This window comes from Methyloprofundus sedimenti (assembly GCF_002072955.1).
In the GTDB taxonomy this organism is placed as follows: Bacteria; Pseudomonadota; Gammaproteobacteria; order Methylococcales; family Methylomonadaceae; genus Methyloprofundus; species Methyloprofundus sedimenti.
In genome coordinates this window covers 557,038-582,044 of sequence record NZ_LPUF01000003.1, presented here as the reverse complement: position 1 = coordinate 582,044, position 25,007 = coordinate 557,038, and the positions used below count along the sequence as shown (strand labels likewise).

The following is a 25,007-nucleotide window of genomic DNA, read 5'->3' as shown; positions in this document are numbered from 1 at the left end:
GATTACTCACTGCTTTACATTGTCAGGTTGCTGAGAGGAATGTACGGTGAGGGTCATTCCCATAGAGAGAAACGTTTATTTTATCGTATTACTGTGAGTAAAGTATCTGTTGTAAACGGTCAACAGCTTGTTTCATTTGATTAGCGCCACCAAACAAGTTAGCTATCTCCATAAAATTACCATGTTCAGAAATGGGGGGTACTTGTAAGGAGTCTGGAATACTGAATTGTTTGGGACCATACTCAGTATATTTATCCAGTAGCGCATTTAATATTTTTCTGGCTTCTGTTTTATATTGATCAAAAAAGTCTGGCTGATTTTTTCTGACGTAATCTGCACGTTGTTTTCTTGTTCTTAGTGGTGCGTTGAATGCGATATGGCAAATCAAATCTAAAGGATCTGCATCGGGTTGTTCTGACGCTTTTGATAATTCAGTGTAGTGAATACCTCGTTCTTCCAGTTCTAATAATACTTCTTCGCGTTTAATCGGGTCGGCCCATTGATCTCGTAATTCATCTGAAGAGGAAAAAAGGGTGCGTACTTTTTCGGCAGTATAGTCGGTATATTGCACAACGCGTAATTGCTTGCCTTCAGCATCCAGTTCATAAACCAAGTGAGAGGCGATTTTTATACTGCCGCCATCTATATAGTATTTTCTGGGTTCACTATTGCCACCAACTTCACCCGGTCCAGTGGTACTTGTCCCAGGTTGATATTCACCGGGTTCTTCGCCTTGGCCATTTTCGTTAGTTTCATCAGTCAGGTTTTCTTCAGTTTGCTCATAGCCCTCTGTATCAATAATAATTTCTTCTTCGATATCGGGGTAGCCATCGAATTCAGGGTCAGCAAAATTTTGTGTTGCCGAGCCGGTGTAATCGATAATATTGAACCAGAGTTTGTCGTAATCTTTTCTCAGCCGTGTGCCTCGTCCGATAATCTGTTTAAACTCGCTCATTGAGTTCACGACTCGGGCTAATACAATGTTTTTACAGGTTGGAGCATCAACCCCTGTAGTCAGTAGTTGTGATGTGGTTAAAATGACAGGTGTAGTCGTTTCCAATTCTTGAAACCGGCTTAGGTGACCTTTGCCAATTTTGCCTTCTTCTGAAGTTACTCTAGCAACATAATTTGGATGTTTTTTGACTAAATCACTATTCAGGTTATTGAGTGCACGACGCATTTCATCTGCATGTTCCTGATCTACACAAAAGACGATAGTTTTAGCGTAACGATCAGTTCTTTTCATAAACTCAGATAAATGCCGGGCTATTGCTTCCGTTCTGGAACGTAACGCTATAACACGTTCAAAGTCCCTGGTTTGGTATTCTCCATCAGGAATTTCTCGGCCATAACGGTCTACTTCATCTTTACTGGGACGCCAACCTGCTGCATCTACATCTGTGATAACACGATGTACTCTATACGGTGCTAAAAAACCATCGTCTATCCCTTGCCGTAAACTGTATGTGTATATAGGGTTCCCGAAGTAACGATAGGTATCTCTGTTATCATCCCGCAGCGGGGTTGCTGTCATCCCGACTTGATACGCTGGTTTAAAATATTGCAGAATTTCCCGCCAATTACTATTACATTTCCCGTATTAATGAACTGAATTTTAATGTACTATAGCTTTCCCAGTTCTCCGTTATCAATCATATTTTTGTGCCAGCCCCTTACTCAGTCGATATTCGAAAAAAAGTGCTCAATGCTATTGAGATAGACAAACTAAGTAAACCTGATATAGCTAAACGTTTCGCTGTTTCTTATTCTTTTGTTTATACCTTATGGCAACATTACCAGGAAACTGGCATGATTGCAGCCAAAAAAGTAGGCGGGCATGTTGCACCAAAAGTAGATGAAGCGGGTGCTCTTTAGATAAAAGAATGGCTAATAAAAAAGCCTGATTTGACACTAAATGATCTTTGTGACCGATATGCTGAACACTTTGGTATTAGCATGGGGAAAAGTTCAATGGATAGAGCTCTTAAGCGTATGAATATTCGATATAAAAAAAAGTCCGTACGATCCAGCTAAATATTGTGACCGAACTAAAAAGCTAAAAATAGACTATTGCACTGAAATCGCCGATATATCGCTCGATAAGCTCATTTTTCTTGATGAAATGGGCGCAGGACTGAATCTCTCACCTCTTTATGGGCGAGCACCGTCAGATCAGCGTGTTTATGATGAAGCGCCGGTTGCTAAAGGGCAGCGTGTAAGTATGGTCGGGGCAATGACATCAGCCGGTATGAAAACCGCCTTAAATTTTGAAGGAACCATGACAGGACTTGTATTCCTCTACTTTTTGAAGCATTTTCTTTGCCCCTTACTCGCTGAAGGTGACTATGTTGTGATGGATAATGCCTCAGTTCATAAAGTAGATGAAATTAAGGATCTTATTCAAAAGACAGGAGCAAAGCTTATTTACCTACCGCCTTACTCACCTGACCTTAACCCGATTGAATTAGCATGGAATAAAATTAAACAGTACTTACGCAAACAAAGACCACGAACCGTTGAAGCGTTATATCAAGCTTATGCCGAAGGGTTGAAATGCATCAGTACAGATAATGCTCAAAGCTTTGTTAATCACTCAATGAAGTTCGCTATTTAAGTGGGATATGTAATATCATCACGAGCACTACCTCGGTGACATTCATCAACAATGATTAAATCAAAAAAATCGGGTGAAAATTCCTTGTAAAGACCAGGGCGTCTTTCGTCTTTGGCAATCGATTGATAGATGGCAAAATAAATTTCGCGGCTTTTGGTGATTTTTCCATTTTCAATTTTGTAACGGGCATCACCAAATGGTGTAAAGGTTTTGTCTTTCGGATCATCCACCAGTACGTTTCTATCAGCAAGAAACAATATGCGAGGTTTTCGATATTCATTCTTTTTATTCCATCGAGCATTCCACAATTTCCAGCAAACCTGAAAGGCAACAATGGTTTTTCCTGTCCCTGTTGCCATGGTAATCAATATGCGTGATTTCTTTTGAAGAACAGCTTGAACTACTCGGTTAATAGCAATCTGCTGATAATAGCGTGGCACATAACCTGTAACATGGTGATAAGGTGAAAGTAAGGTTTCTATGGATTTATCCGTTAAACCTTCAGATTTGTTCAGTCGAGAAAATAAATCGGAGGGAGAAGGGAAAGTTGGAATATTTGATTCTTTGCCAGTGATGAAATCAAATTCTAAAATTTCATGTCCATTAGTCGAATAAGCGAACTTTAATCCTAATATTTCTGCATATTCTTTTGCTTGCTGCATTCCTTGACCAACAGCCGCATCTTCTGGTTTTGCCTCAACAACAGCAATAGGAAAGTCTCTGTTATAGCGAAGTATATAATCTGAACGTTTTTTATCACCGCGCTGTACATGGTTGCCAGTAATCTGGATACGCCCATCGGTGAAAGTGTACTGTTCAGTGAGTGAATGCGGGTGTGTTTCCCATTCGGCCTCACGAAGTTTTGGTGTTACATAAATTCAGCAGGTGTCAGCTTCATTTAATGCCATTTCTATCCCTGTTTGTTGTATTCGGTAATTAATAATAGCATTTTATCTGGATTAAACTAACAAATGTCATTATTCTTCAGATATTACTTCCCGAATTCATATAATAACTGCAACACCTCTTTAAAGGGTTAGATGGTATAGTTTCCGTCGACTAAAACCTGAAACTAAAAAGAGGTGCTCAATGAACACGTTTAACCATCTAACCCAAGAGGAAAGATTTTACATTTATACGCAACTAAAACAAGGCGTTTCTAAGAATCAAATAGCCATCACATTGGGGCGTCATAAATCGACTATTGGACGTGAAATTACGCGTAATACAGGTCAGTGTGGTTATCGTTACAAGCAAGCTGAGAGAATAGCTAAACAACGCCATATTGATAAGCCCAAAAACATCAAGATGACGGCTGAGTTACAACAGATAATAACGCCTTTAATCAAAGAGAAATGGAGTCCTGACTGTATTTCAGGACGCTTAAAACAACAAGGTAAGGACTCCGTCAGTCATGAGACTATTTACCGTTATATTTTAGCTAACAAAGCAGCCGGTGGCGATTTGTATACTTATTTGAGGCATCAAGCCAAACCTTATCGTAAGCGATATGGAAAAAATGATTATCGCGGAACGATACCCAGCCGTGTTGATATTGATGAGCGACCACAAGTGGTTGATGATAAAACGCGTTTAGGTGATTGGGAAGCAGATACTGTTATCGGTAAAGGACATAAAGGCGTATTGGTGACGCTGACTGAACGGGTCTCAAGGCTCAACTTCGCCATCTCAATTGAGCGTAAAGAATCTGAATTAACGAAAGAGGCGATTATCAATGCTCTTGAGCCTTTTAAACGTTGGGTTCACACGATTACCTTTGATAATGGACGTGAGTTTTGTGGGCATGAAGCCATTGCAAAAACACTCGACTGCGGCACTTATTTTGCCAAACCGTATCATTCGTGGCAACGAGGTTTAAATGAAAACCACAATGGCTTATTAAGGCAATACTTCCCTAAAAAAGAACCTTTGGATAAGGTAACTCAAGATGAGGTTGATAGTGCAATTACAGCACTTAATCATCGTCCAAGAAAAGGGTTAAATTACAGAACTCCATGGGAAGTATTTTGCCAAATAACGGGGGTTGATATAAATAAATCACAGGGTGTTGCATTAATTGCTTGAATTCGCGCTTTATATAACTCACGTTAAGAGATATTAGCGTAAGTAAGATGTCCGGTTTTTTGACAGCCAGAAGGTGGACGGCTGTTTGACCAATTTAAGGGATCCCTAAGGGTCAGACTCGATTGATAATCACTTCCATCCAACTGCATCAAAAAAAGAAACAATTTATTGATATTTACGTATATTATAAATAAATATTAAGATCTTATAGTAAGCCTGTAGTTTAAATAAACCCATTTTTTAATTTTAAGAGGACTTACTCATGAATGATTTATACAAAGATATTTTAACTGGACTGATATTTATAATTGGTTTGTTCGGCTTTATTTCCGGTGAATTTATTATCTCATCTGCTTTATTCGCCACTGTAGCTATTGCCAGTAACGTAAATGTGAACAGTAAACGAGGTAAAACAGGCAGCATCGTATGATGTTAAAGGCCGTTTTTGTACGGCTAAATTTTAAATCTACTAAGGCTTCCACAGACTCACGTCTTGGAAGCCTTTTTTATGCCTTAAAAATGACTTAAAACATCAGGCATAGCAGAAGAATTGCCATTCCCTACAAACTTCAACTCCACAATCTCCCCCCCCCCGAATAACGCTATATCCAAATAATCAGTTAATTCCCCAACCCTATACTGGGTTTACATGACAAATCCATGAATCAATTGCATCCAATTAAGAAACAAAGTATTGAAAATTATAAACATTGCAAAATTAGAATAATCCCATATAGTTATATGTGTAGTTTAACTACCCCCATTTTTTAATTTTAAGAGGATTTACTCATGAATGATTTATACAAAGATATTTTAACTGGATTGGTATTTATGGTTGGCTTGCTTGGCTTTATTTCCGGTGAATTCATTATTTCATCAGCTTTATTCGCCACTGCAGCTATTGCCAGCAACGTAAATGTGAACAGTAGAAGAGGTAAAACTGGAAGCATCGCATGATGATAACGTCCGTCTCTGCACGGGCTGATCAAGATAAATTTAAGACTTCCACAGCTGTATAGCCTGGAAGTCTTTTTTTATGGATTACGAATTATTTAAAACATCAGGCAGAGAACCAGCACTTCCACTACCAGAAATACTCAACTCCACCACCTTATCACCCGGTCTTATCCAAAATCGCACCATCACTTTTCGGTAAAAAACACGGCCTGATCCCCAATTGCGGATTTATTGATTGATAAGCTAGCAAATAGATTTATAAGCAACGGATCTAAGCTATTAATCGGTTTCAACAAAATATTTTGTTTTTTATACTGTATCTAGAGCTTTTTTACGGGCGCAGTTCAGTGTACCAGGTGCCACTAAAAACCAGTAAACTCCTGGAGGGACCGGGCATACCGGAAAAGATGATTTTGTGAGAATAACTGACCTGAAATATGTTATCGAATCGCTATTATAAATTTCTATGATTTGTATTGGGGCATGTGTCATTACTCAATTTTTTTAATCACTGTATGCAGGCGGCGCACGCCGATAGCGACTATCACTAATACGAAGGGGATAGCGATCCCTGAAATCAGATCGGGTTTTATATCAATTAACTGAGTGCTGAGTATGGCTTTTGCAGCTGAATGGATCAAGCTAATGATATATGTGGTAATAGCAACTATAGATAAACCTTCCACAGTTTCCTGAAAACGTAATTGAATTTTTGCGCGTAAATCCATGGAGGTAAGTAGCGCCTGGTTTTGGCGTTCTATGGAAATATCAACGCGTGTGCGTAGTAATTGACTGGCATTGCTGATTCTTTCCGAGAGCAGGCGGAAACGTTGTGCCGTGGATTTACAGGAGCTAATCGCGGGTTGCATGCGTTTAGTTATAAACTCACCAATATTTTGTATGCCTTGTATTTTTTCTTCACGGATATCAATAATGCGTTGTTCTACAATTTTGTAATAGGCTGCAGCCGCACCAAAGCGAAACTGGCTATGCGAAATATCGCTTTCGACTTCTGCTGCCAGCAGTGTCATTTGGTCCAGTAATAAGCTGTCATCACAATCTGGCTGTGCCATTGTCGTAGTGATTTGAGATAGGCGTTGTTCGTAATCGCTTACTTTAGGCGCAAGTTCATGTGAGATAGGAAAGGCTAACAGTGCCATTACCCGATATATTTCAATTTCAAACAAACGTTGTAATAAGCGCCCGGCTTGCTGCGATTGCAGTTTTTTATCGAATATAATAAAACGGCTAAAGCCATCATTATGTATACGAAAATCAGTGAATGCGGTGGCGTCACCGCCCGTCATTTTTGCACCGACAATGGTATTGCCTGCAAAATATTGACTTATATTCTCAAGATTCGGTGTCTGATCATTGGCCGGCATAATAACCGTATGTATAGCAACAATGGTTTGACCCGTCAGTTTATCTAGCCAGTCAATCGGCGCAAAAGATAATGCCGGCTTGGCAAAAGGAAAGTCTGTATTAACATCGTTAACATAAAAGCTGTAGGTGCTAAATTCATCATGCTGCTCCCAGTGAAAAAGAAAATTATCAAAACGGGCAATAAAGTGGCTAGCTTCAATCGGCGGGGGATTGATAGCAAATCTTTGACATAGGCTAGCCAGGTGAAAACGTTCCTGGGCTTTTTCCTGTTCATTGAGAGTTAATGCAAGATGGCTTGCTCTTGCGGGGAGCTCCAGGGATACAGGAGGGCGGGCATGAATCTCATTATGCAAGGTAAAGCGTTGCGCGTTATTTTCGGGAATAGGTATTAGCTTAGGCTCAGTTTCTGATGGGTATGTTCTGTTCATATAGAGCGTGGCTTTTGCCCGCTAATATCTAAATTTCAATTAAGGCCGACTGAATTCACGTACTATAAGGCGCTATCTGAGCGCTTTAAAGCCTATATCGGTACGATAATAAACTTTATCCCAAGTGATTTTGTGGCTTAAAGCATAAGCCTTCTGTTGTGCTTCCCGAATAGTATCACCTAAGGCACAGGCACATAAAACTCTTCCGCCATCGGTGACCACTTTGCCGTCAACCAGACGGGTGCCAGCATGAAAAACTTTGCTGTCACTCATTTCAGCCTCGGGTAAGCCACTAATCACATCACCTTTTGGGTAGCTGTCAGGGTAACCTCCTGCAGCCAGCACGACACCTAATGCACAGCGCTCATCCCATTCAGTACTGATATTGGCCAGATCCTGGTTTAATGCCGCTTCACATAAAGTGACTAAATCGCTTTTCAAGCGCATCATAATCGGTTGTGTTTCAGGATCACCAAAACGGCAGTTATATTCTAAAACTTTGAGCTCGCCCTCAGGAGAAATCATCAAGCCAGCATAGAGGAAGCCGGTATAGGGCATACCATCGTCTGCCATGCCTTTTAAGGTTGGGTTAATCACTTCGTCCATAACCCGCTGATGAATTTCATCCGTGACAATCGGAGCAGGGGAGTAGGCTCCCATGCCACCGGTATTAGGACCTTTATCACCATTATCTCGTGCTTTATGATCTTGTGAACTTGCCATGGGGAGTGCTTGTATGCCATCAGCAATAACAATAAAACTCGCTTCTTCACCGGTCAGAAATTCTTCGATAACCACGCGACTTCCGGCTGCGCCAAAGCTATTGCCGGACAGCATATCTTTAACTGCTGCGATGGCTTCGGCTTCAGTTTGAGCAACGATAACACCTTTGCCCGCTGCTAAGCCATCGGCTTTAACCACGATGGGGGCACCTTTTTGCTGAATATAGTCTATGGCTGCGTTCTGGTCAGTAAAGGTCTGATATTCGGCCGTTGGAATCTTATGTCGCGCCATAAAATCTTTACAGAACTTTTTGGAGCCTTCCAGTTGCGCCGCTTTTGCACCTGGTCCAAAGCATTTTAATCCTGCTGCCTGAAAGACATCGACTATGCCTGCGACCAGCGGTACTTCAGGGCCAATAATGGTTAAATCGATATTTTCCTGTTGCGCAAAATTCAGCAAACCATTTATATTTTCTACTGAGATGTCGATATTAATGAGTTTATCTTCTAAAGCTGTTCCGGCATTACCAGGAGCCACGTAAACTGTTTCGACTTTTGGAGATTGACTTGCTTTCCAGCCTAGCGCATGTTCACGCCCGCCGCTACCGACTATAAGAATTTTCATAAATAAACTTTGAATTATGTAGGGTGGGCAAGGTTTTTCTGCACACCATTAAATGACAGGAGGACAGAAAAGTGTTGTCCACCCTACGGTCATATTTTAATGTCTAAAATGACGCATGCCGGTAAAGACCATGGCGATATTATGCTCATCTGCCGCTGCAATAACTTCCGCATCGCGCATCGAGCCTCCTGGTTGAATAACTGCGGTAATACCTGCTTCTGCAGCGGCATCCAGTCCATCTCTAAAAGGAAAGAAGGCATCGGAAGCCATCACTGAGCCCGGGACTGTCAATCCTTCATCAGCGGCTTTAATGCCGGCAATTCTAGCTGAATAGACCCGGCTCATCTGGCCTGCGCCAACACCGATTGTGCGTCCATTTTTGCAATAAACAATGGCATTGGATTTAACAAATTTGGCCACTTTCCAGGCAAATAATAAATCGGCTAATTCCTGTTCGGTCGGTACGCGTTTACTTACGACTTTCACTTCTGCAGCATTGATCATGCCGTAATCTTTGTCTTGTACTAATAGTCCTCCAGAAACGCGCTTATAATCAAGGCTAGGCTCGTGACCGCTATTCCAGAGTCCGCTTTCCAGGACGCGCACGTTTTGCTTTTCAGAAAGCACTTTCAGTGCGGCTGAACTAATGGTTGGTGCAATAATAACTTCAACAAACTGACGTTTAATAATCTCCGCTGCTGTTGCCTCGTCTAACTCCATGTTAAACGCGATTATGCCGCCAAAAGAGGAAGTGGGATCAGTGGCATAAGCTAGGTCGTATGCATCAAGAATAGAGTCTGCCTGTGCAACACCACAGGGATTGGCATGTTTGACGATGACGCAGGTAGGCTTGTCTTCAAAAGATTTTACGCATTCTAATGCGGCATCAGTATCAGCAATATTATTATAGGAAAGCTCTTTACCTTGCAGTTGTTTAGCGCCTGCAATGGAACCTGATGCAGGTAACTTTTCTTTGTAGAAAGCAGCATTTTGATGTGGATTTTCACCATAACGCATACTTTGAATTTTATTAAATTGTAAGTTTAGTGTCTCAGGAAATGCTTGCTGATTTACTTTTTCTAAATAAATTGAAATAGCTGTATCGTAGCTTGCCGTGAGTGCAAAACTCTTAAGAGCAAGGTTAAAGCGCGTTTGACGAGATAATTGGTTTTTATTATTAAGCAGTTCTTTTAAAATGTCTTCATAATCTTCTGGGTCAACCACAATAGCGACATCATTATGATTTTTAGCGGCACCACGAATCATGCTAGGCCCGCCTATATCAATATTTTCAATAGCTGTCGCCAGATCACAATCAGGCCGTGCAACTGTTTCTTCAAAAGGGTAAAGATTAACAATTACCATATCAATTGGCTTGATACCACTATCCTGCATGATGTCATCATCAATGCCACGGCGTCCCAGAATACCACCATGAATCTTCGGGTGTAGGGTTTTGACCCGACCATCCATCATTTCGGGAAATCCCGTGTAATCAGATACCTCGGTAACATTAATATCATTTTCGGCTAACAATTTTGCTGTGCCACCGGTAGATAATAGTTCAATGCCTAATTGGTCGAGCTCTCGGCAAAAATCAAGTATACCGGTTTTGTTAGAAACGCTGATTAAGGCGCGATTAACTTTTTTTTTCATGAAAATCTCTAAAGATAATAGGGGTTAGGATAAGCCGTATTGGTCCAGCTTTTTACGTAAAGTACTACGACTAATACCAAGAATTTGTGCAGTTTTGGTCTGGTTGTAACCCGAGTATTGAAAGGTCGCTTCTAATAATGGTTTTTCGACTTCAGTCAGCACTAGTGCAAGTAAGTCAGTAGTCTGATGACCATCTAGCTGAGCAAGATATTGATCAACAGCGAGCCTGACCTGAACAGATAAGGGGATTGGGGTTTTATTAGCAGTGGTCATTGTATCTATACTTCATTGCGTTGCTTGCATGTTTCAGTGGCATAGTTTTATCGAAAAGGTCAAACGCAGAGTTAACGAGGGATAGTTGGGTCTCTGGGGAATTTGTCTGGTAAATAGGTTTTTTTATCGTAGCGGGTAATGAGCCTAAATGATCGAAATACCAGCCGATATGTTTCCTGCCTATTCTAACACCATTCAGTGTCCCATAAAATAGATACAATTCTTCCAGATGCTGTTGTAAGGTATTTTTTATTTTATGCAAATCAGTCTGAATAGCCTGTTCGCCTGTTTGCAAATAATGTTGAATCTCTTCAAAAAACCATGGGCGGCCTTGCGCTGCACGTCCAATCATAATCGCATCGGCAGAGGTGTAATCCAGGACATATCTGGCTTTTTCGACCGATGTGATATCGCCGTTGGCAATCACCGGGATAGAGACAGCTGCCTTTACTGCTTTAATCGTGTCATACTCTGCCGCACCTTTAAAAGCACAGGCGCGTGTGCGACCATGCACTGTCAGCGCTGCAATACCGGATTGTTCGGCTAGTTGAGCAATTTTAACGGCATTGCGGTTATCTTTATCCCAACCGGTACGGATTTTTAAGGTCACAGGAATATTGACAGCGGAAACCACTTTTTGCAGAATAGTTTTTACCAGATCTTCATTACGTAATAATGCAGATCCAGCGGCTACCGAGCAGACTTTTTTAGTGGGACAGCCCATATTAATATCGATAATCTGTGCACCACGCTGTGCATTGAATTGTGCTGCTTCGGCCATTTTCTCAGGATTTGCACCCAGAATTTGTACTGAACGCAGGCCAGTTTCCCCGGTATGATCAGCTTTTAATAGGGTGCGTTTATGTTTGCGTAAAGCCGGGTTTGAAGCGACCATTTCGGAGACAGCAAGTCCAGCGCCAAATTGCTTGCATAAATTCCTGAATGGACGGTCGGTTATCCCTGCCATAGGTGCCAAGACAAGATTATTTTGTAACTGGTAGGGACCTATCTTCATTTTTTAGCTGGAGAGTTCTTTACGGGGCAATCTATAATACTACGAAACTATCTTAAGTATAAGGAATATTGGGCATTTTTCATTTTTACCTGGAAGTAGTTTACATTTGCCGATAATTATTCAACTCAGGAGTAAAAAAATCTTTAGCTTAATGAAGTTAGCAATTGCTAAAACTATTGCACACCAGTCATTGTGAAAATTGTAAAATGAAAGATGCTAAATATATATTCGAGGATTGAAGCATCTACGTTGCTTCGTGTTGTTGCGCAAGGTATTTTTGGTAATTTAATTTTACTAATTCTGGTGTGTAGTTACGCTCCAGTCTGCGCAAAGCGAAGTGAGCATGTGCCAGGTCCTGAAAATAGCCAATAAATAAAAGATTAATGGTGGCTCCGCCAATAGCACCGATCACCGGTATGGTTTGTGCAGCTATTTTTTCAGAAACAGGGATACTAAAACGAGCTGCAATTTGATTGATGGCTTTACTCACGATAGGCGCACTTTCTTTACTTAAAACAGGTGTGCCAAGTTGCGATGAAGCTTCGGCTAGTCCTTTAGCTAATATTGAACGAATGGCATAGTAGCCGGTCTCAGAACCGTGGCGAGTAGTGTCACTTAGGGCAAAAACTTCCAGGCAGGCCATTTTGGTATTTCCATGACTCAGGTTTTCACCGTAAAAACGTGCAATATCGGCAATTGATCGCAACATAATGGTGGTTGAGATAGGTAATTCTATAGTAATGGCTGTTAAACCAAAAGCTCCGCCAAGAGCACCACTTAAGCCAGCAAAAAATTTGTGCGTTTTATTATAGGGGATACTGCTTTTGCGGGAATTCAAGGTGAAAATTGCACCTTCTAATGATTTTTCTAATGCAGTGCGGGTTATATCATTTAATGAAAGAGAGACTTGCTCGGGTAATATGGCGATAGTTTTCTCTACAGCACTGCCCACAGTTTTAGTAATTTTTGAACTAAAGCTAGGGTTTTCTAATACGTCTGCTGCCCTATGCAAAATAATTAGATCTTTAGAGGTGAGTTTCATTGTAGAAAAAGCATAGCGTTTAAGGAGGAAGTATCCGGAGGCAGTCGATTGGTGAAGGAAATCCCCGGTTTTTATGCAACGTCGACTATTACAACTGTGGTTTGAGATAGTCGACGTTTTATTTGAGGTTGATATTCTATAATTATTTGTTAAGCATCCTTAATAGTTTCTGGTTATTTCATCCTGGCTAAATACTTTATGAAGTGCTTTGAGTTTGCCTGGAGCCCCGCCTGTTTTAACCAGCGGAGCTTTAAGGCATATTGTGTGTAGAATGATCCATTTCCATGCCAGTGGCTTGTTCTGGTTTTTTTGCGATGCCCATCAGTTCTATAGATTGCATATGATGCATCATTTCCTTAAAGCCATTATCGGAAGCAAGGAAGCGTATGCCGTTATACATGGTATTTGCTCCCATCACTATCATCAGTACTGCTGCGAATTTAAGCATTAAACCACGTGCCTTGGTACCTAATTTACCAAAAGCAAAAGTGACCACGAGCATGGTGGGTAAAGTACCAATCCCTAAAGCGAGCATCATTAATCCGCCTTCTATGGGACCTGGAGCCGAGGTTGCATTGACTGCCATGGCAAAGGTGAGCGGGCAGGGCATCAGGCCATTCAGCATTCCTCCCATGCTAGCCCCTAGAACAGAACCGCGTCTTGCAGCAGACATAAAGATTTTATTCAGTATCTTGGTAGGCATATATTTCATGGAAAATTGCCAGGGCGAAAGTCCGACTATACCTAAAGCCAAAATAATGACAAAGAAACCTATGGTGACTTGTAAAAATCCTTGAATATGGCCTAATAAACCAGTTGAAACCAGTGCAACTCCAAGTAAGGCGGCAGTAATACCGACTATGGTATACATGGTTATGCGGGCAAAGTGATAGGCTAAGTAGGGCCAGACACTTTTTTTCTCGGTTTTCATGAAAAAACCCGCTACCAGTGCTCCGCACATACCTGCACAATGCCCACTGCCAAAAAAACCTGTCATTAATGCGAGGGCATAAACTGAGTAATCCAGATTAGCAAAAAAATCGGTCACGTTATTTTCCGTTGATTCGTAAAGAGTTAACTATAACCGAGACTGAGCTTAATGCCATGGCAGCGGAAGCTATCATAGGGTTTAGCTTTCCGACTGCAGCAATAGGAATGGCAACAGTATTGTAGCCAAAAGCCCAGAATAAATTTTGTTTGATAATCTTCATGGTGTAAGTGCTAAGTTCAATGGTTTCAGCTACTTTGGAAATATCGCCATTGACCAGAGTTAAATCCGCGGATTCAATCGCAATATCTGTTCCATGGCCAATAGCAAAGCCAACATTTGCCGCTGCAAGAGCAGGGGCGTCATTGATACCATCACCAATCATGCCGACCGAGCCGCCTTCATTTTGCAGACGATGAATTTCCAGTAGTTTTTGCTCGGGCGTTGCATGAGCAATCACGGTTTTAATGCCGACCTGGCTTGCAATATGTTTAGCGGTTTCGATGGTGTCACCTGTCACCATCAGTGTTTCGATATTTAACCTGTTTAGTGCGGCAATAGCCTGTTTAGCGTTTTTTCTGGGTTGGTCGGCAATACCAAATATTGCGCTTGCTTTACCATTAAACGCTGTAAAGACAGGTGTTTTTCCCATAAGTCCAAGTTCATGAGCATGAGGCAAGAGTTCAGAAATATCTATATTTTGTTCTTCCAGCCATGCCTGATTACCAATCAGTACCTGGTAATGACCTACTTTTGTTTGCAAGCCTCGGCCTGCCGTGACCTTAAAATCTTTTACCTGTTTAAACTCAAAATCGTGTTCTGCCAGTGCATAATTAACAATCGCCTTGGCCAGAAAATGTTCTGAATTATGTTCGGCAGAAGCAAGATGCGAGAGTAGCAGTTCATTACTGATCGGACTGATATTGATAAAATCGGTGACTACCGGTTTTCCTTCGGTAATGGTTCCGGTTTTATCAAAAATAATTGCAGTTAGATGCGTTGCTATTTCCAGACTTTCTCCATTACGGATAAAGACACCACGTTTGGCTGACTGGCCAGTGCCGACCATAATAGCTGTTGGTGTGGCCAGGCCAAGCGCACAAGGGCAGGCGATTAACATTACGGTAACTGCACTGCTAAAGGCAAAGCTAAACGGGGCTCCAGCAATAGTCCATGACGCAAAAGTGAGTGCTGAAATGGCCATAACGCTGGGTACAAATACAGCCGAAATTTTATCGACCATTTTTTGTACAGGCAATTTAGATGCCTGGGCGTGATCAACCATATGGATAATTCCCGCAAGAACGGTATCCATGCCAATGGCTGTCGCTTTTATAGTCAGTAAGCCCGTGCCGTTAACACAGCCGCCGATGACTTTATGTCCAACTTCCTTAATAACAGGAATGCTTTCTCCAGTCACCATGGCTTCGTCAACGGTAGAAATACCATCAATAACCTCGCCATCTGTGGGAATTTTTTCACCAGGGCGAATGAGTAAGGAATCACCTAACTCAATATCATCAATACTGATAGTGATTTCCTGGCCATCTTTTAATAGCGTAGCGGTTTGTGGTTGTAAATCAACCAGTTTTCTAATGGCTTCGCCTGCTTTTCCTTTGGCATTTTCTTCCATATAACGTCCAAGCAGGACAAAAGAAATGATACTGGCGGCAGCCTCAAAATACAGATGCCCTTTGCCTCTTAATAGCGAAGGTATGCTGTACCCATATGCAGAACCAACACCGATAGCGATTAAGCTATCCATATTTGCCCTGCCCATTTTTGCAAGTAACCAGGCTTTGCTAAAAAATGTCCCGCCTGCTGCAAAAACAACCGGAGTTGTTAGTGCAAATTGAACCCAGTGAAAAAGGCGTCCTGAGGGCATTGCCATGCCGATTGCGACCACGGGGGCGCTTAGAACGCTGGCCCAAATAAATCGTTTTTTAGCGCTGGCCAGGCGCAGATGCTCCTTTCTTATAAGCTCCTGACGCTGTGATAGCGTGTCCATTAAGTTTGCTTTATAACCGACTTTGCTGATAATCTCAGCCATATCCTGACGTGATAAACGACCATTTGTAGACGCAATGGCAGAAGCAAAGTTAACGGTTGCGTTATGTACTCGTGGATCCCGTTTTAAGGACATTTCCAGAAGTAATGCGCAAGAAGCACAGCTCATGCCTTCAATAGCCAGGCTAATATCCTGTAGGGGAACGCTGGTATCTTCAATGATATTGCTTTTGGGCAGGCTGATTTTTTTCTTGCCGATATTGTCTAAAACCATATCCAGCAAAGTTAGCAAGTTCTCTTTAGGTAAACTTTTATGCTGAAAGTAGAGCGTTACCGAGCCAATTTCAGGAATTGATTTTATGGTTTTTATTTCAGGACGTTTTTTTAAAATAATCTCAAAAATATAAGTTCGTTCGGGATCTTTTTCCAGAATAGGCACTAAAATCCGAATACGGCTTTTTAGTTCATGGGCGAGCTTAAAATTTTTAGGCTGAAATGATTGAGTCATAGGGGGCTTAGATTTTATTTGCTTTTAGTCGTTTTAGAACGAATAAATAAAAACATCAGGTAGAAAATGGTTAGCCATTGATAGCGATACTTTAAAGGCTCTAATATCCATTTTTTAGTAATTAATTTCCAATGTATCTTAATTAGAAAGAGTACTAAAACATCATTAAAAAAGGTGATCAGGGTTTTTTCGGGGTTAGCGAGAATTTCGGGTTTTTTTTTCAGTCCTAATTTTGCCAAAATGCTGATTGCTTGAGCTGTTTCTTTGGTTTCAGTGTATTTTTCTTTAGCCCATCGAGTGCCCTTCCAGTTAGGCATCTTAAGGTTTTTAGTAAAACGGCTGGATGTTACGGTGTCTGGCTTTGCATTGAAAAAGCCTTTATTCTCCAGGTCGGTGAGCAACTCAATAAGTTGCTTAGCTAGCTCTTGCAGGGAAACACTTTCTTCAGTAAATCGAATAGACAGCTTGCGTTTGTTGCTGAATAAATTAACGCGATATACACCTTCAAAATCACGGATTGCATCTGATACGAAGCTAGCAACTTCATCGCTACATAAGCGTTCCGGAATTTGGAATCTTACATGACCAGAAGATTTATAGCGTAGAATAATTTCTTTTTGTATAGACATGTAGGTAGTAAAACGAGATATTAGAGTGAAGTGGATAAGAATAAACAGCATATTAGACATGCTTTTATTCAAGACACTTAAAAGAAACTTTTTAGAGCACTCCTTGCATTATCAATAGGGCGAACTCAAGTACGCCCTATATCAAGTTACTCTGCTTAAAATGTGTCGTTGTCAGAAAAAGAAGACTTGTTACTCCTGGTCTTCTTTTGATTCAGCAACCATATCTTCCAGGTTTTCTTTTTGTTGCAGCACAAAATCTTTACCTTTATCACCGACTGATGTGACCGAAGAAATAATTTCTTTTCTATATTTGTGTACATAGTAGCCACCTACCATGCCAATACCTACTAGAAGTAGGGGATGTTTTGTAATTTTACTCATAATTGTTTTTCCAGTTTGCGCACCTGCAGACATAACAGCACCTTTGATTAATGTAGTTGAAACTTCATGCCTATTCAATCCATGATGGGCGATATTTTTAGCATGCGACATGGTAGTTGCAGCCGCACGTTTAGCGTGATTGTGAGCCATAGTTATTAGTCCAAATTAAAAGAGAATACAGGTTTATTATTGGGTATCTTCAGGTAGCAAATTATCTTCATTAAGCATTTGGTAAATGCCTTGACAGCCTTCGCAGCAAAATTCTTTTTTACCTTCTTTTGTTAGCAGGGTAAAGCCTGCGACCTCTACCGGAAGCCCGCATAAATCACATGATTTTTTTTCTTCAGCCATAAGTGTTAATGTAATGGTAGTTTAAAACCGATAAGCGTGAAAAAACCTCATCAACATTGATAAAGAGATGCTATTTCGCCTCTTTGCTAAAGTTGACTTACGCTTTGAAAACTGACTATACCAGAAATTGAGAGGGGAGTCCCTACTTTTGCGAAAGTTCATTTTGGGCATTCTTGTCCACAACGCGCGAAATGCTTAACGGGATTGATTAAAAACTGCGTTGCCCTTATTCGCCCTGCATCTACTTATAAATTATAAAAGCATCAAATGGTTGTTTATTTTGTTACCTTAAATGGCTGGACGCACTATCGGAAAGCCGAATGTTTTCTCTATCCAAAAAGACGCCTCGTGAAAACACCCAGATCTACTGCTATCACGGATTAAAAGTTTTTACTTCGCTTAGGCTCCGCTTCCAGGATTTTCAGCGGTAGAGAAGGGCAAGACTACAGGAAGGTAGGTTACTGATTACAATCGACATCCGGAGAGCACGAGTTTGAACGACTTTGTCCATTACCAGAGTTGTGATTACATACTTTAGTCGATGCTTTCATCAGGGCAATACGCATGGCACCCGTTAGGCTCGAGCCCAAGCCAACGCGAGCTGCTATGGCTGGTAATACAATAAATGAGGCGAGTGCAAGGCCAGCACCAAGTAATATTGCACTATTTGAAACTTGTGATTCTTGTTGTAGTGACGGTTGATTGCTCATATTTCCGAATTGATTAATTGTAGTGTTATATTAATCATACAAAAAGTAGGCCAACTATTAACTGACTGATATATAAAAATAAAATATTGTTAAAATAAAAATAAAAGAAAAAACGAGTTATTTGATGTAATATTTATAAGTCACATAACATAGTTTAATTAGTTGATATTAATAGAGCCTGCCCAGCAAGTTGTTCGTGAACGCGGTCAAACAGGAATTCAATCAGCTTCTGTCTTTTTAGGTGCTCACCAAGTAAGCAAGCAATCCTGTCTTTCGGGACACATTCTTCAAATGGGAGTTGTTAAAACCGTCTATAGAAAGGACAGTTACGAATTTGATATTCAATGCGGTCATCAGGTAGATTATACTGTTGCTGTAAACCAATAATTTGAGCAAAGCATTGCATCATTGGGTTTAACTAATGGATCACCCATCTGACCACTCTGTCATTATTTAAAGCTGATTATATTTTGCTTAGGTAAATGACAGAATGGTCCTAATTTACCTTTATCCCGTTTTAGTATTGGGAAATAACAGGTGCTAGCATTCACGCTCTCCTGATTACAGTATTAATTTGGAAGATAAAAGGTGGCCAGGATCAATTATCCTGACCAGGCGGCTGTATTTTAGAAGCCGCCTCGGTATATTATCAACTCAGCAAATATCACCTTTATCTACTTTTTTGATGAAGTTGGGCATATGCGTTCAGTCATCGATTCTTTGTATAGGCCACGCATTAATAAAGAATTGCTTGTGCACAAAACTTTATTTTGTTTTGCCTTCTTCTGCTCTTTGCAGCAAGTACTGACCGTATTGGTTTTTTTCCAGGGGTTTGGCTAGTTCAATTAGTTTTTCTTTAGTGATATAGCCTTGTTCGAAGGCTATTTCTTCGATACAGGCTACTTTTAACCCTTGTCGTTTTTCAATGGTTTCTATGAATTGTGAAGCTTCTAGCAGACTTTCATGTGTTCCTGTATCCAGCCAGGCATAGCCTCTTCCCAGTAATTGTACTTTTAACCGTTTTTCATTTAGATAGAGTTGATTAACCGTTGTGATTTCTAGTTCACCCCTTGCAGAGGGCGTTATTGATGCTGCTTTTTTTACTACATCATTAGGGTAAAAATACATGCCAGTGACGGCGTATTTACTTTTTGGGTGGGTGGGTTTTTCTTCCAGGCTTATGACATTACCGTTTGGGTCAAACTCTGCCACACCATAACGCTCAGCATCAGCAACGCGATATCCGAATACGGTTGCCTTGTTGTCTTTTTTGGCGGTAGCGACAGCTGTTGCCAAGGTTTTTTTAAGATCGTGGCCATAGAATATATTATCCCCTAACACCAGACATACATCGTCATCACCAATAAAGTCCTTTCCCAGGATAAAGGCCTGTGCTAAACCATCGGGGGAGGGCTGTACTATATATTCGAGTTGTAAGCCAATATCTGAACCATTTCCCAGTAAGCGTTTAAAACTGGCTTGATCATCAGGTGTTGTAATGATTAATATTTTTGTAATTCCAGCTATCATTAATATCGATAATGGATAGTAAATCATGGGTTTATCATAAACGGGAAGAGCTTGTTTTGATATTCCCTTGGTAATTGGGTATAGGCGTGTGCCAGAGCCTCCGGCTAATATTATTCCTTTCATTGTTTCCTGGTATAGTAAGTTTAGGTTTCTGTATGAGTGTTTTGGTGATTAATTTACTTTTACAAGTCCGCCAATGCCAATTAAGGCTCCAAAACCCCAACGCATTTGTAGTTTAATCTCTTGATGTATGTCCATGATAGCTTGCACTTACTTTTCAAATCGTTTTTCTATTTATTCAAAGCGCTTTTCCATTTGTACAAAAACCGCTAACATTAATTCATCGCTGATGCTTTAATTCTTCTCCGACACGCGTAGTTCTTTCGCGTAACTCTGGTTCATAACGCACATTTGAATTACTTTCTTCAGAAGTGCCTGCAATAAATGTCTTAAGTAGTTCCATTATTTGCTCACTGTCTTCTCTTGTGCAAGTGCCGTATTTTGGGCTTCTTTGTGTGATTAATAAGCTTATTCTATGGTGAATTTGCTTTGAAACCAAGGGTAAGCTGAATTAATACATTGTTTTTGTATTTGATAGCGCTTGCTCAATAATATTTTTTCTTAGTTATTTATTTACGCTTCCGGTTGCGTTTGAATCGATAGGTAGCGCTTTTGTCCTGCCTTATTACTTCATTTCAGTTAACCGTGTCTGACTAATTGAAAGAAATTTTCCTTGCCGGACTGTTGAAAACACTGAATATTCGATAAACAGGCATTATTTATCTTAAGTCTAAAGCTGTGCTGAATATCCATGGCTAATATATGGGCTAGAATAATGCGTATAACACCGGCATGAGTGATCAAGAGAATATGTTTGCCTTGGTGAACTTTGTATAGAGATTGCCAGGCTTGTATAACTCGCTGCTGGAAGTGAGCAAAGCGTTCACCATTTGGCGGTGGGAAACTTATTGGGTCAAGGTAAAATTGGTCAAGTAATTGAGGGTTAATTTGATCTGCTGTCTTTCCTTCCCAGTCTCCAAAATCAAGTTCTTGAAAAGAAGGGCTAATGTGTAACGGCAATTGTAATTCATGTGATAGAAATTGTGCAAATGCATGACAACGAGTAAGCGGTGAACTGAAGATGAGATCCCAATGAGTTTGAGTAGGGAGTTTGTTGTGCATTTGATCCCAGCCATTAGAACTGAGAGGGTCGTCTGTAATACCACGATAGCAGGACCCTCCCTCGACTTCACCGTGACGCAACAAGTCTATAGTAGTTAATGTCAAGGCCATGATAATTTGTAAGTCGGTTTAGCTATTTTGCACTTAAGAGGGTTGGTTTTAGTCTACTTGTGTAACTAACTTATATTAAACTCATTTTTCTGGTCATGGTAAAGTTTTGTTATTGCCATGACTAGAAAAAAGCTAAAGGGTGTTTACTCCTGAAAGTAAAATCGGTGTTGTTAGTTGGGTATGCTTAGTTATTTACACGTCTATTTTGACAATGCAGTTCGCGCTGATTGAATGGCGGCACGGACTGTATCAGGCGCAGTGCCGCCGATATGTTTACGTGCTGCGACTGAGCCTTGCAGAGATAAAACATCAAATACGTCCTCTGTAATCATTTCTGAAAAACCTTGTAATTCGATCAAGGAAAGTTCAGATAAGTCACGCTCAGAATCCAGCCCCAAACGCACAGCCAGACCTACGACTTCATGTGCATCACGAAAGGCCATGCCTTTACGTACTAGATAATCTGCCAGGTCAGTCGCAGTGGCAAAGCCTTTTTTCGCTGCATTAAACATATTTTCACGTTTTGCTTCAATATGCGGCACCATTTCGGCAAAGGCACGCAAACAGTTTATTAGCGTATCAGCGGTGTCAAATAAAGGTTCTTTATCTTCCTGATTGTCCTTATTATAGGCAAGAGGCTGGCTTTTCATTAGCATTAATAAAGAAACCAGATGCCCTGTTACGCGACCTGATTTGCCGCGAACCAATTCAGGTACATCAGGGTTTTTCTTTTGCGGCATAATAGAAGAGCCAGTGCAAAAGGCATCAGGCAATTCAATAAACGAAAATTGCGCACTAGTCCACAATACCAGTTCTTCTGAGAAACGCGATAAATGCATCATGATAATGCTGCCCGCCGCAGTAAATTCTATGGCAAAATCACGGTCACTCACTGAATCCAGCGAGTTGGCAGAAGGGCGAGAAAAACCTAATAATTCAGCCGTCAATTCACGATCAATTGGATAACTGGTTCCTGCTAAAGCGGCTGCTCCTAGTGGCATAATATTAACGCGTTTAAGGCAATCTTCCAGGCGCTCTTTATCGCGTACCAGCATTTCAAACCAGGCCATTAAATGATGCCCAAAAGTTACTGGCTGGGCAACTTGTAGATGTGTAAATCCTGGCATAATCGTATTTGCTTCTTGTTCAGCCAGATCTAGTAAAGCAATTTGTAAACGTTCGATAACGGCAATAATCGCATTAATTTCTGTGCGCATATATAAACGAATATCAGTTGCCACCTGGTCATTGCGGGAACGGCCTGTATGTAGTTTTTTACCAGCTATGCCTATTAAATCGGTTAGACGTGCTTCGATATTCATATGCACATCTTCTTGCTTCACCGACCACTGAAACTCGCCACGTTGAATTTCTTCACTAATTTGTTGTAGACCTTGGAAAATACTGTCGCGCTCCTTTTCGGTCAAGATGCCAATTTTGCAAAGCATCGTTGCATGAGCAATTGAGCCTTGAATATCTTGTTGAGCCATGCGTTGGTCAAAATCAACCGATGCTGTAAATACTTCAACAAAGGCGTCTGTCGCCTCGGAAAAGCGAGCACTGGAAAGTTTGTCCTTATTAGCGGTAGTCATAATGTAGTTAGGGTTAAAAAAAGTTATCTTAAATTATAACATTGATGTTTTCATGTTCCCAAGATTTGCTTATTGGCGTTATCTAATAATCTAAACAGGGAACTAATGTATTATTTATTTTTAAGTATTTTTGCATCTTATGTTTTGCTTATGAAGCTAAATACTTAACAAGATTAAAGAAAAAAGTTGTGCACATTATCTGTGGATAAGTCTGTGGATTAATAGTAGAAAAGTAAGTCTAACACCCAGCATTGTTACAGTTCTGTTAATTTGTATGAATTTTATACAACTCATTAAAATTAAATTAATTCAATTACTTATGCATATAAAATATATGCTTGTCAGGTTTTATTTATAACTAAAAGACTTAATTTGTGTTTAATTTAGCGATATAGTCAGATTGTGGAGGGATTTAGGTGAATCTGTTTATTAAAGAGCTATAAAATCTATTTAACTGCAGGGATGGAAAATTGAGAATAGGGAGTGAGTTTTATCAAATGGACAGACTAAAATCACCGGTAATCCATTTGTTAAAATAGTCTGACTAATTGTGTTTTTAGATGGAGCTATGAAACCATCTTAAAATCTAAATTCTGCAAACCAAAGGGCGCAAATAATATAATTTTTAGATGATTAAATTGCTAGTCATCAAAATTGTTTTTTTATTTATGATCTGCATAGCTTTGCAGGGTTTAGGCGAAATTGAACTTGCTAATCCGGCAGTTAAATAATCCACAAAACCGTGAGGCGGAGTAGAGTCACCCAGCAGGTGACAAGCATTTACGATCATTATATTTTATATTCAGTCACTTATAATGTTTTATAGAAACTTCTCATTATGGCTCTTCCCGACTTCGCGGGGTAGTCACTATATGTAGTATATTGCTATTTGATTATTTAGGTGCAGGCTGGGTATGATAGCCATCTTTTTAGACGGCAAACTTTAAATAAATGAACCCGATATTGTTACAAATTCCTTTGGATTTACCCGATGTGCAAATAGAGGCATTTGATACTGAGTCTAAAAAAGGAATTATTATTAAAGTCCAAAGTACATGCAAAGGCACAACTTGTCGGCAATGCCATCAGCCTATCGATAAGTTTTATGGCTATGGCAAAGAAATTACGTTACGCCATTTACCGATCTTTGAACAGTCCGTCTGGATTAAGATCAAACCGAAGCGTTACCAATGCCCTTATTGTGATCAAGGCCCGACAACCACTCAGCGCTGTAGTTGGTATGATCAAAAAAGCCCACATACTAAAGCCTATGAACAGTGGATATTGCGCGACCTAATCAATAGCACAATAACCGACATCAGTATCAAACGTGGCATTAATGAAGCGGCTGTTGAAGGCATTATTAATCGTTATATTCGTCAAGAAGTGGATTGGGAGACAATAAAAAGCCTGCCATTACTTGGACTTGATGAGATTGCGTTAAAAAAAGGACATAAAGATTTTGTTGTTATCATTTCAGGGATCAATGAAGGCGGAGAAAAATGCATTTTGGCCGTATTGCCAAATCGCAAAAAGGAAACAGTAAAAATATTTCTACAAAGCATTCCCGTGGAAATTAAAAGAACAATACAACGTGCCTGCGTTGATATGTATGACGGCTACAGTAATGCAGTGTATGAGGAACTTCATGGCGTTGAGGTTGTGGTTGATCGATTCCATGTGACCAAAAGCTATCGAGCCTGTGCAGACAACGCAAGAATAAAAGAGATGAAAACACTGAAAAAGACGCTTTCTAGTGAGGATTATGCCCAACTGAAAGGCGTGATGTGGTTATTCCGAAAATCACTCTGGGACTTGAATGAAGAGCAACAAATTAAATTAATACAACTCTTTAATTATGCGCCAGAGCTTAAGCAAATTTATATTTATCGGGAAGCATTGACGGGTATTTTTAACCGACCTTTAAGTAAAAGTCAGGCAGAAGCTGAGCTAAATTCATGGGTCGAGCAGGTTAGAAATCTGAAGTTGGACTGTTTCAACTCATTTATAGTGACCTTACAAAACTGGCAGCATGAAATCACTAATTATTTTCTTCGCCGTGAAACCAGTGGTTTTGTAGAAGGACTGAATAACAAAATTAAGGTGATCAAAAGACGTTGCTATGGCATTTATGATATAGGGCGTTTATTTCAGCATATTTGGCTTGATGTCGAAGGCCGACGTTTATTCGGATATGCTTAACACTATATGTTGT

The 25,007-nt window shown here is 40.4% G+C and carries 25 protein-coding genes and 1 pseudogene; 8 read left to right on the top strand and 18 right to left on the bottom strand.

What is annotated here, in order from left to right; genetic code table 11:
- Positions 1 to 88 precede the first annotated feature (88 nt).
- A pseudogene (gene hsdR, locus AU255_RS17515) lies at positions 89 to 1,576 on the bottom strand (EcoAI/FtnUII family type I restriction enzme subunit R); the annotation flags it as partial.
- A gap of 86 nt (positions 1,577 to 1,662) precedes the next feature.
- Between hsdR and AU255_RS17510 the strand changes: the two are divergent.
- Genes AU255_RS17510 through AU255_RS17500 form a run of 3 tightly spaced genes read left to right on the top strand, consistent with a single transcriptional unit; the run spans position 1,663 to position 2,614 of the window.
- Positions 1,663 to 1,875, top strand: coding sequence for a hypothetical protein (locus AU255_RS17510; protein WP_080524164.1), 213 nt, complete (start codon positions 1,663 to 1,665; stop codon positions 1,873 to 1,875).
- A 30-nt stretch (positions 1,876 to 1,905) separates the two neighbouring features.
- Positions 1,906 to 2,034, top strand: a complete 129-nt coding sequence (locus AU255_RS21500; RefSeq protein WP_158083163.1) for a winged helix-turn-helix domain-containing protein — start codon at positions 1,906 to 1,908, stop codon at positions 2,032 to 2,034.
- The gene (locus AU255_RS17500; RefSeq protein ID WP_332889063.1) at positions 1,997 to 2,614 is read left to right on the top strand and encodes an IS630 family transposase; all 618 of its coding nucleotides are present in this window, start codon (positions 1,997 to 1,999) and stop codon (positions 2,612 to 2,614) included. Before AU255_RS21500 ends, AU255_RS17500 begins: the two co-directional genes overlap by 38 nt.
- On the opposite strand, the gene AU255_RS17495 is transcribed toward AU255_RS17500, so the two are convergent.
- Positions 2,611 to 3,492 (bottom strand): DEAD/DEAH box helicase family protein, encoded by an 882-nt coding sequence (locus tag AU255_RS17495; RefSeq protein ID WP_269844833.1) that lies wholly within the window; start codon positions 3,490 to 3,492, stop codon positions 2,611 to 2,613. The genes AU255_RS17500 and AU255_RS17495 overlap by 4 nt on opposite strands.
- A gap of 211 nt (positions 3,493 to 3,703) precedes the next feature.
- Here AU255_RS17495 and AU255_RS17490 point away from each other — a divergent pair, with 211 nt between their 5' ends.
- From AU255_RS17490 to AU255_RS20515, 3 genes are all read left to right on the top strand, one after another.
- Positions 3,704 to 4,699, top strand: a complete 996-nt coding sequence (locus tag AU255_RS17490) for an IS30 family transposase (protein ID WP_143735968.1) — start codon at positions 3,704 to 3,706, stop codon at positions 4,697 to 4,699.
- 262 nt (positions 4,700 to 4,961) lie between these two features.
- Positions 4,962 to 5,129, top strand: coding sequence for a hypothetical protein (locus tag AU255_RS20520; protein WP_198942681.1), 168 nt, complete (start codon positions 4,962 to 4,964; stop codon positions 5,127 to 5,129).
- Between the two features lie 359 nt (positions 5,130 to 5,488).
- The gene (locus AU255_RS20515; RefSeq protein WP_198942680.1) at positions 5,489 to 5,656 is read left to right on the top strand and encodes a hypothetical protein; all 168 of its coding nucleotides are present in this window, start codon (positions 5,489 to 5,491) and stop codon (positions 5,654 to 5,656) included.
- A gap of 491 nt (positions 5,657 to 6,147) precedes the next feature.
- Here the strand turns inward: AU255_RS20515 and AU255_RS17485 are convergent, their stop codons facing one another.
- The 12 genes from AU255_RS17485 to AU255_RS17430 form a co-directional block, all read right to left on the bottom strand.
- Complete coding sequence (locus AU255_RS17485; protein ID WP_080524162.1) at positions 6,148 to 7,470, bottom strand: DUF3422 family protein; 1,323 nt, start codon at positions 7,468 to 7,470, stop codon at positions 6,148 to 6,150.
- Between the two features lie 72 nt (positions 7,471 to 7,542).
- Positions 7,543 to 8,817 carry a phosphoribosylamine--glycine ligase gene (gene purD, locus AU255_RS17480; protein WP_080524161.1) on the bottom strand — a complete coding sequence of 425 codons (1,275 nt, stop codon included), beginning with the start codon at positions 8,815 to 8,817 and terminating at the stop codon, positions 7,543 to 7,545.
- A gap of 96 nt (positions 8,818 to 8,913) precedes the next feature.
- Positions 8,914 to 10,473 carry a bifunctional phosphoribosylaminoimidazolecarboxamide formyltransferase/IMP cyclohydrolase gene (gene purH / locus AU255_RS17475; RefSeq protein ID WP_080524160.1) on the bottom strand — a complete coding sequence of 520 codons (1,560 nt, stop codon included), beginning with the start codon at positions 10,471 to 10,473 and terminating at the stop codon, positions 8,914 to 8,916.
- A gap of 24 nt (positions 10,474 to 10,497) precedes the next feature.
- Entirely contained in the window at positions 10,498 to 10,746 is a 249-nt protein-coding gene (locus AU255_RS17470; RefSeq protein ID WP_080524159.1) for a helix-turn-helix domain-containing protein, read from the bottom strand.
- Complete coding sequence (gene dusB / locus AU255_RS17465) at positions 10,733 to 11,761, bottom strand: tRNA dihydrouridine synthase DusB (protein ID WP_080524158.1); 1,029 nt, start codon at positions 11,759 to 11,761, stop codon at positions 10,733 to 10,735. Before dusB ends, AU255_RS17470 begins: the two co-directional genes overlap by 14 nt.
- A gap of 244 nt (positions 11,762 to 12,005) precedes the next feature.
- Entirely contained in the window at positions 12,006 to 12,803 is a 798-nt protein-coding gene (locus tag AU255_RS17460) for an EcsC family protein (RefSeq protein WP_080524157.1), read from the bottom strand.
- A gap of 250 nt (positions 12,804 to 13,053) precedes the next feature.
- Positions 13,054 to 13,851 carry a sulfite exporter TauE/SafE family protein gene (locus tag AU255_RS17455; RefSeq protein WP_198942679.1) on the bottom strand — a complete coding sequence of 266 codons (798 nt, stop codon included), beginning with the start codon at positions 13,849 to 13,851 and terminating at the stop codon, positions 13,054 to 13,056.
- Between the two features lies 1 nt (position 13,852).
- Positions 13,853 to 16,306, bottom strand: coding sequence for a heavy metal translocating P-type ATPase (locus AU255_RS17450; RefSeq protein WP_080524156.1), 2,454 nt, complete (start codon positions 16,304 to 16,306; stop codon positions 13,853 to 13,855).
- Positions 16,307 to 16,320: 14 nt separating this feature from the next.
- Positions 16,321 to 16,935 (bottom strand): hypothetical protein, encoded by a 615-nt coding sequence (locus AU255_RS17445; protein ID WP_080524155.1) that lies wholly within the window; start codon positions 16,933 to 16,935, stop codon positions 16,321 to 16,323.
- A gap of 189 nt (positions 16,936 to 17,124) precedes the next feature.
- Entirely contained in the window at positions 17,125 to 17,466 is a 342-nt protein-coding gene (locus AU255_RS20940) for a hypothetical protein (protein WP_233144728.1), read from the bottom strand.
- A 36-nt stretch (positions 17,467 to 17,502) separates the two neighbouring features.
- Positions 17,503 to 17,667, bottom strand: coding sequence for a heavy metal translocating P-type ATPase metal-binding domain-containing protein (locus AU255_RS17435; protein ID WP_080524154.1), 165 nt, complete (start codon positions 17,665 to 17,667; stop codon positions 17,503 to 17,505).
- Positions 17,668 to 18,125: 458 nt separating this feature from the next.
- Positions 18,126 to 18,377 carry a hypothetical protein gene (locus tag AU255_RS17430; protein WP_080524153.1) on the bottom strand — a complete coding sequence of 84 codons (252 nt, stop codon included), beginning with the start codon at positions 18,375 to 18,377 and terminating at the stop codon, positions 18,126 to 18,128.
- A 162-nt stretch (positions 18,378 to 18,539) separates the two neighbouring features.
- Between AU255_RS17430 and AU255_RS20190 the strand changes: the two genes are divergently transcribed.
- A complete protein-coding gene (locus tag AU255_RS20190) occupies positions 18,540 to 18,764 on the top strand; it encodes a hypothetical protein (protein ID WP_158083162.1) in 225 nt (74 codons plus the stop codon).
- Positions 18,765 to 19,142: 378 nt separating this feature from the next.
- Here AU255_RS20190 and rfbA read toward each other — a convergent pair whose 3' ends face one another.
- The 4 genes from rfbA to argH form a co-directional block, all read right to left on the bottom strand.
- Positions 19,143 to 20,030, bottom strand: a complete 888-nt coding sequence (gene rfbA, locus AU255_RS17425) for a glucose-1-phosphate thymidylyltransferase RfbA (RefSeq protein WP_080524152.1) — start codon at positions 20,028 to 20,030, stop codon at positions 19,143 to 19,145.
- A 217-nt stretch (positions 20,031 to 20,247) separates the two neighbouring features.
- Positions 20,248 to 20,370, bottom strand: coding sequence for a hypothetical protein (locus AU255_RS21160; RefSeq protein WP_269844823.1), 123 nt, complete (start codon positions 20,368 to 20,370; stop codon positions 20,248 to 20,250).
- 236 nt (positions 20,371 to 20,606) lie between these two features.
- On the bottom strand, positions 20,607 to 21,200 hold the full coding sequence (gene cobC, locus AU255_RS17420) for an alpha-ribazole phosphatase (RefSeq protein ID WP_080524151.1): 594 nt from the start codon (positions 21,198 to 21,200) through the stop codon (positions 20,607 to 20,609).
- Positions 21,201 to 21,400: 200 nt separating this feature from the next.
- Positions 21,401 to 22,792, bottom strand: a complete 1,392-nt coding sequence (gene argH / locus AU255_RS17415; RefSeq protein ID WP_080524150.1) for an argininosuccinate lyase — start codon at positions 22,790 to 22,792, stop codon at positions 21,401 to 21,403.
- A 951-nt stretch (positions 22,793 to 23,743) separates the two neighbouring features.
- Between argH and AU255_RS17410 the strand changes: the two genes are divergently transcribed.
- Entirely contained in the window at positions 23,744 to 24,994 is a 1,251-nt protein-coding gene (locus tag AU255_RS17410) for an ISL3 family transposase (protein ID WP_080522378.1), read from the top strand.
- Positions 24,995 to 25,007 lie beyond the last annotated feature (13 nt).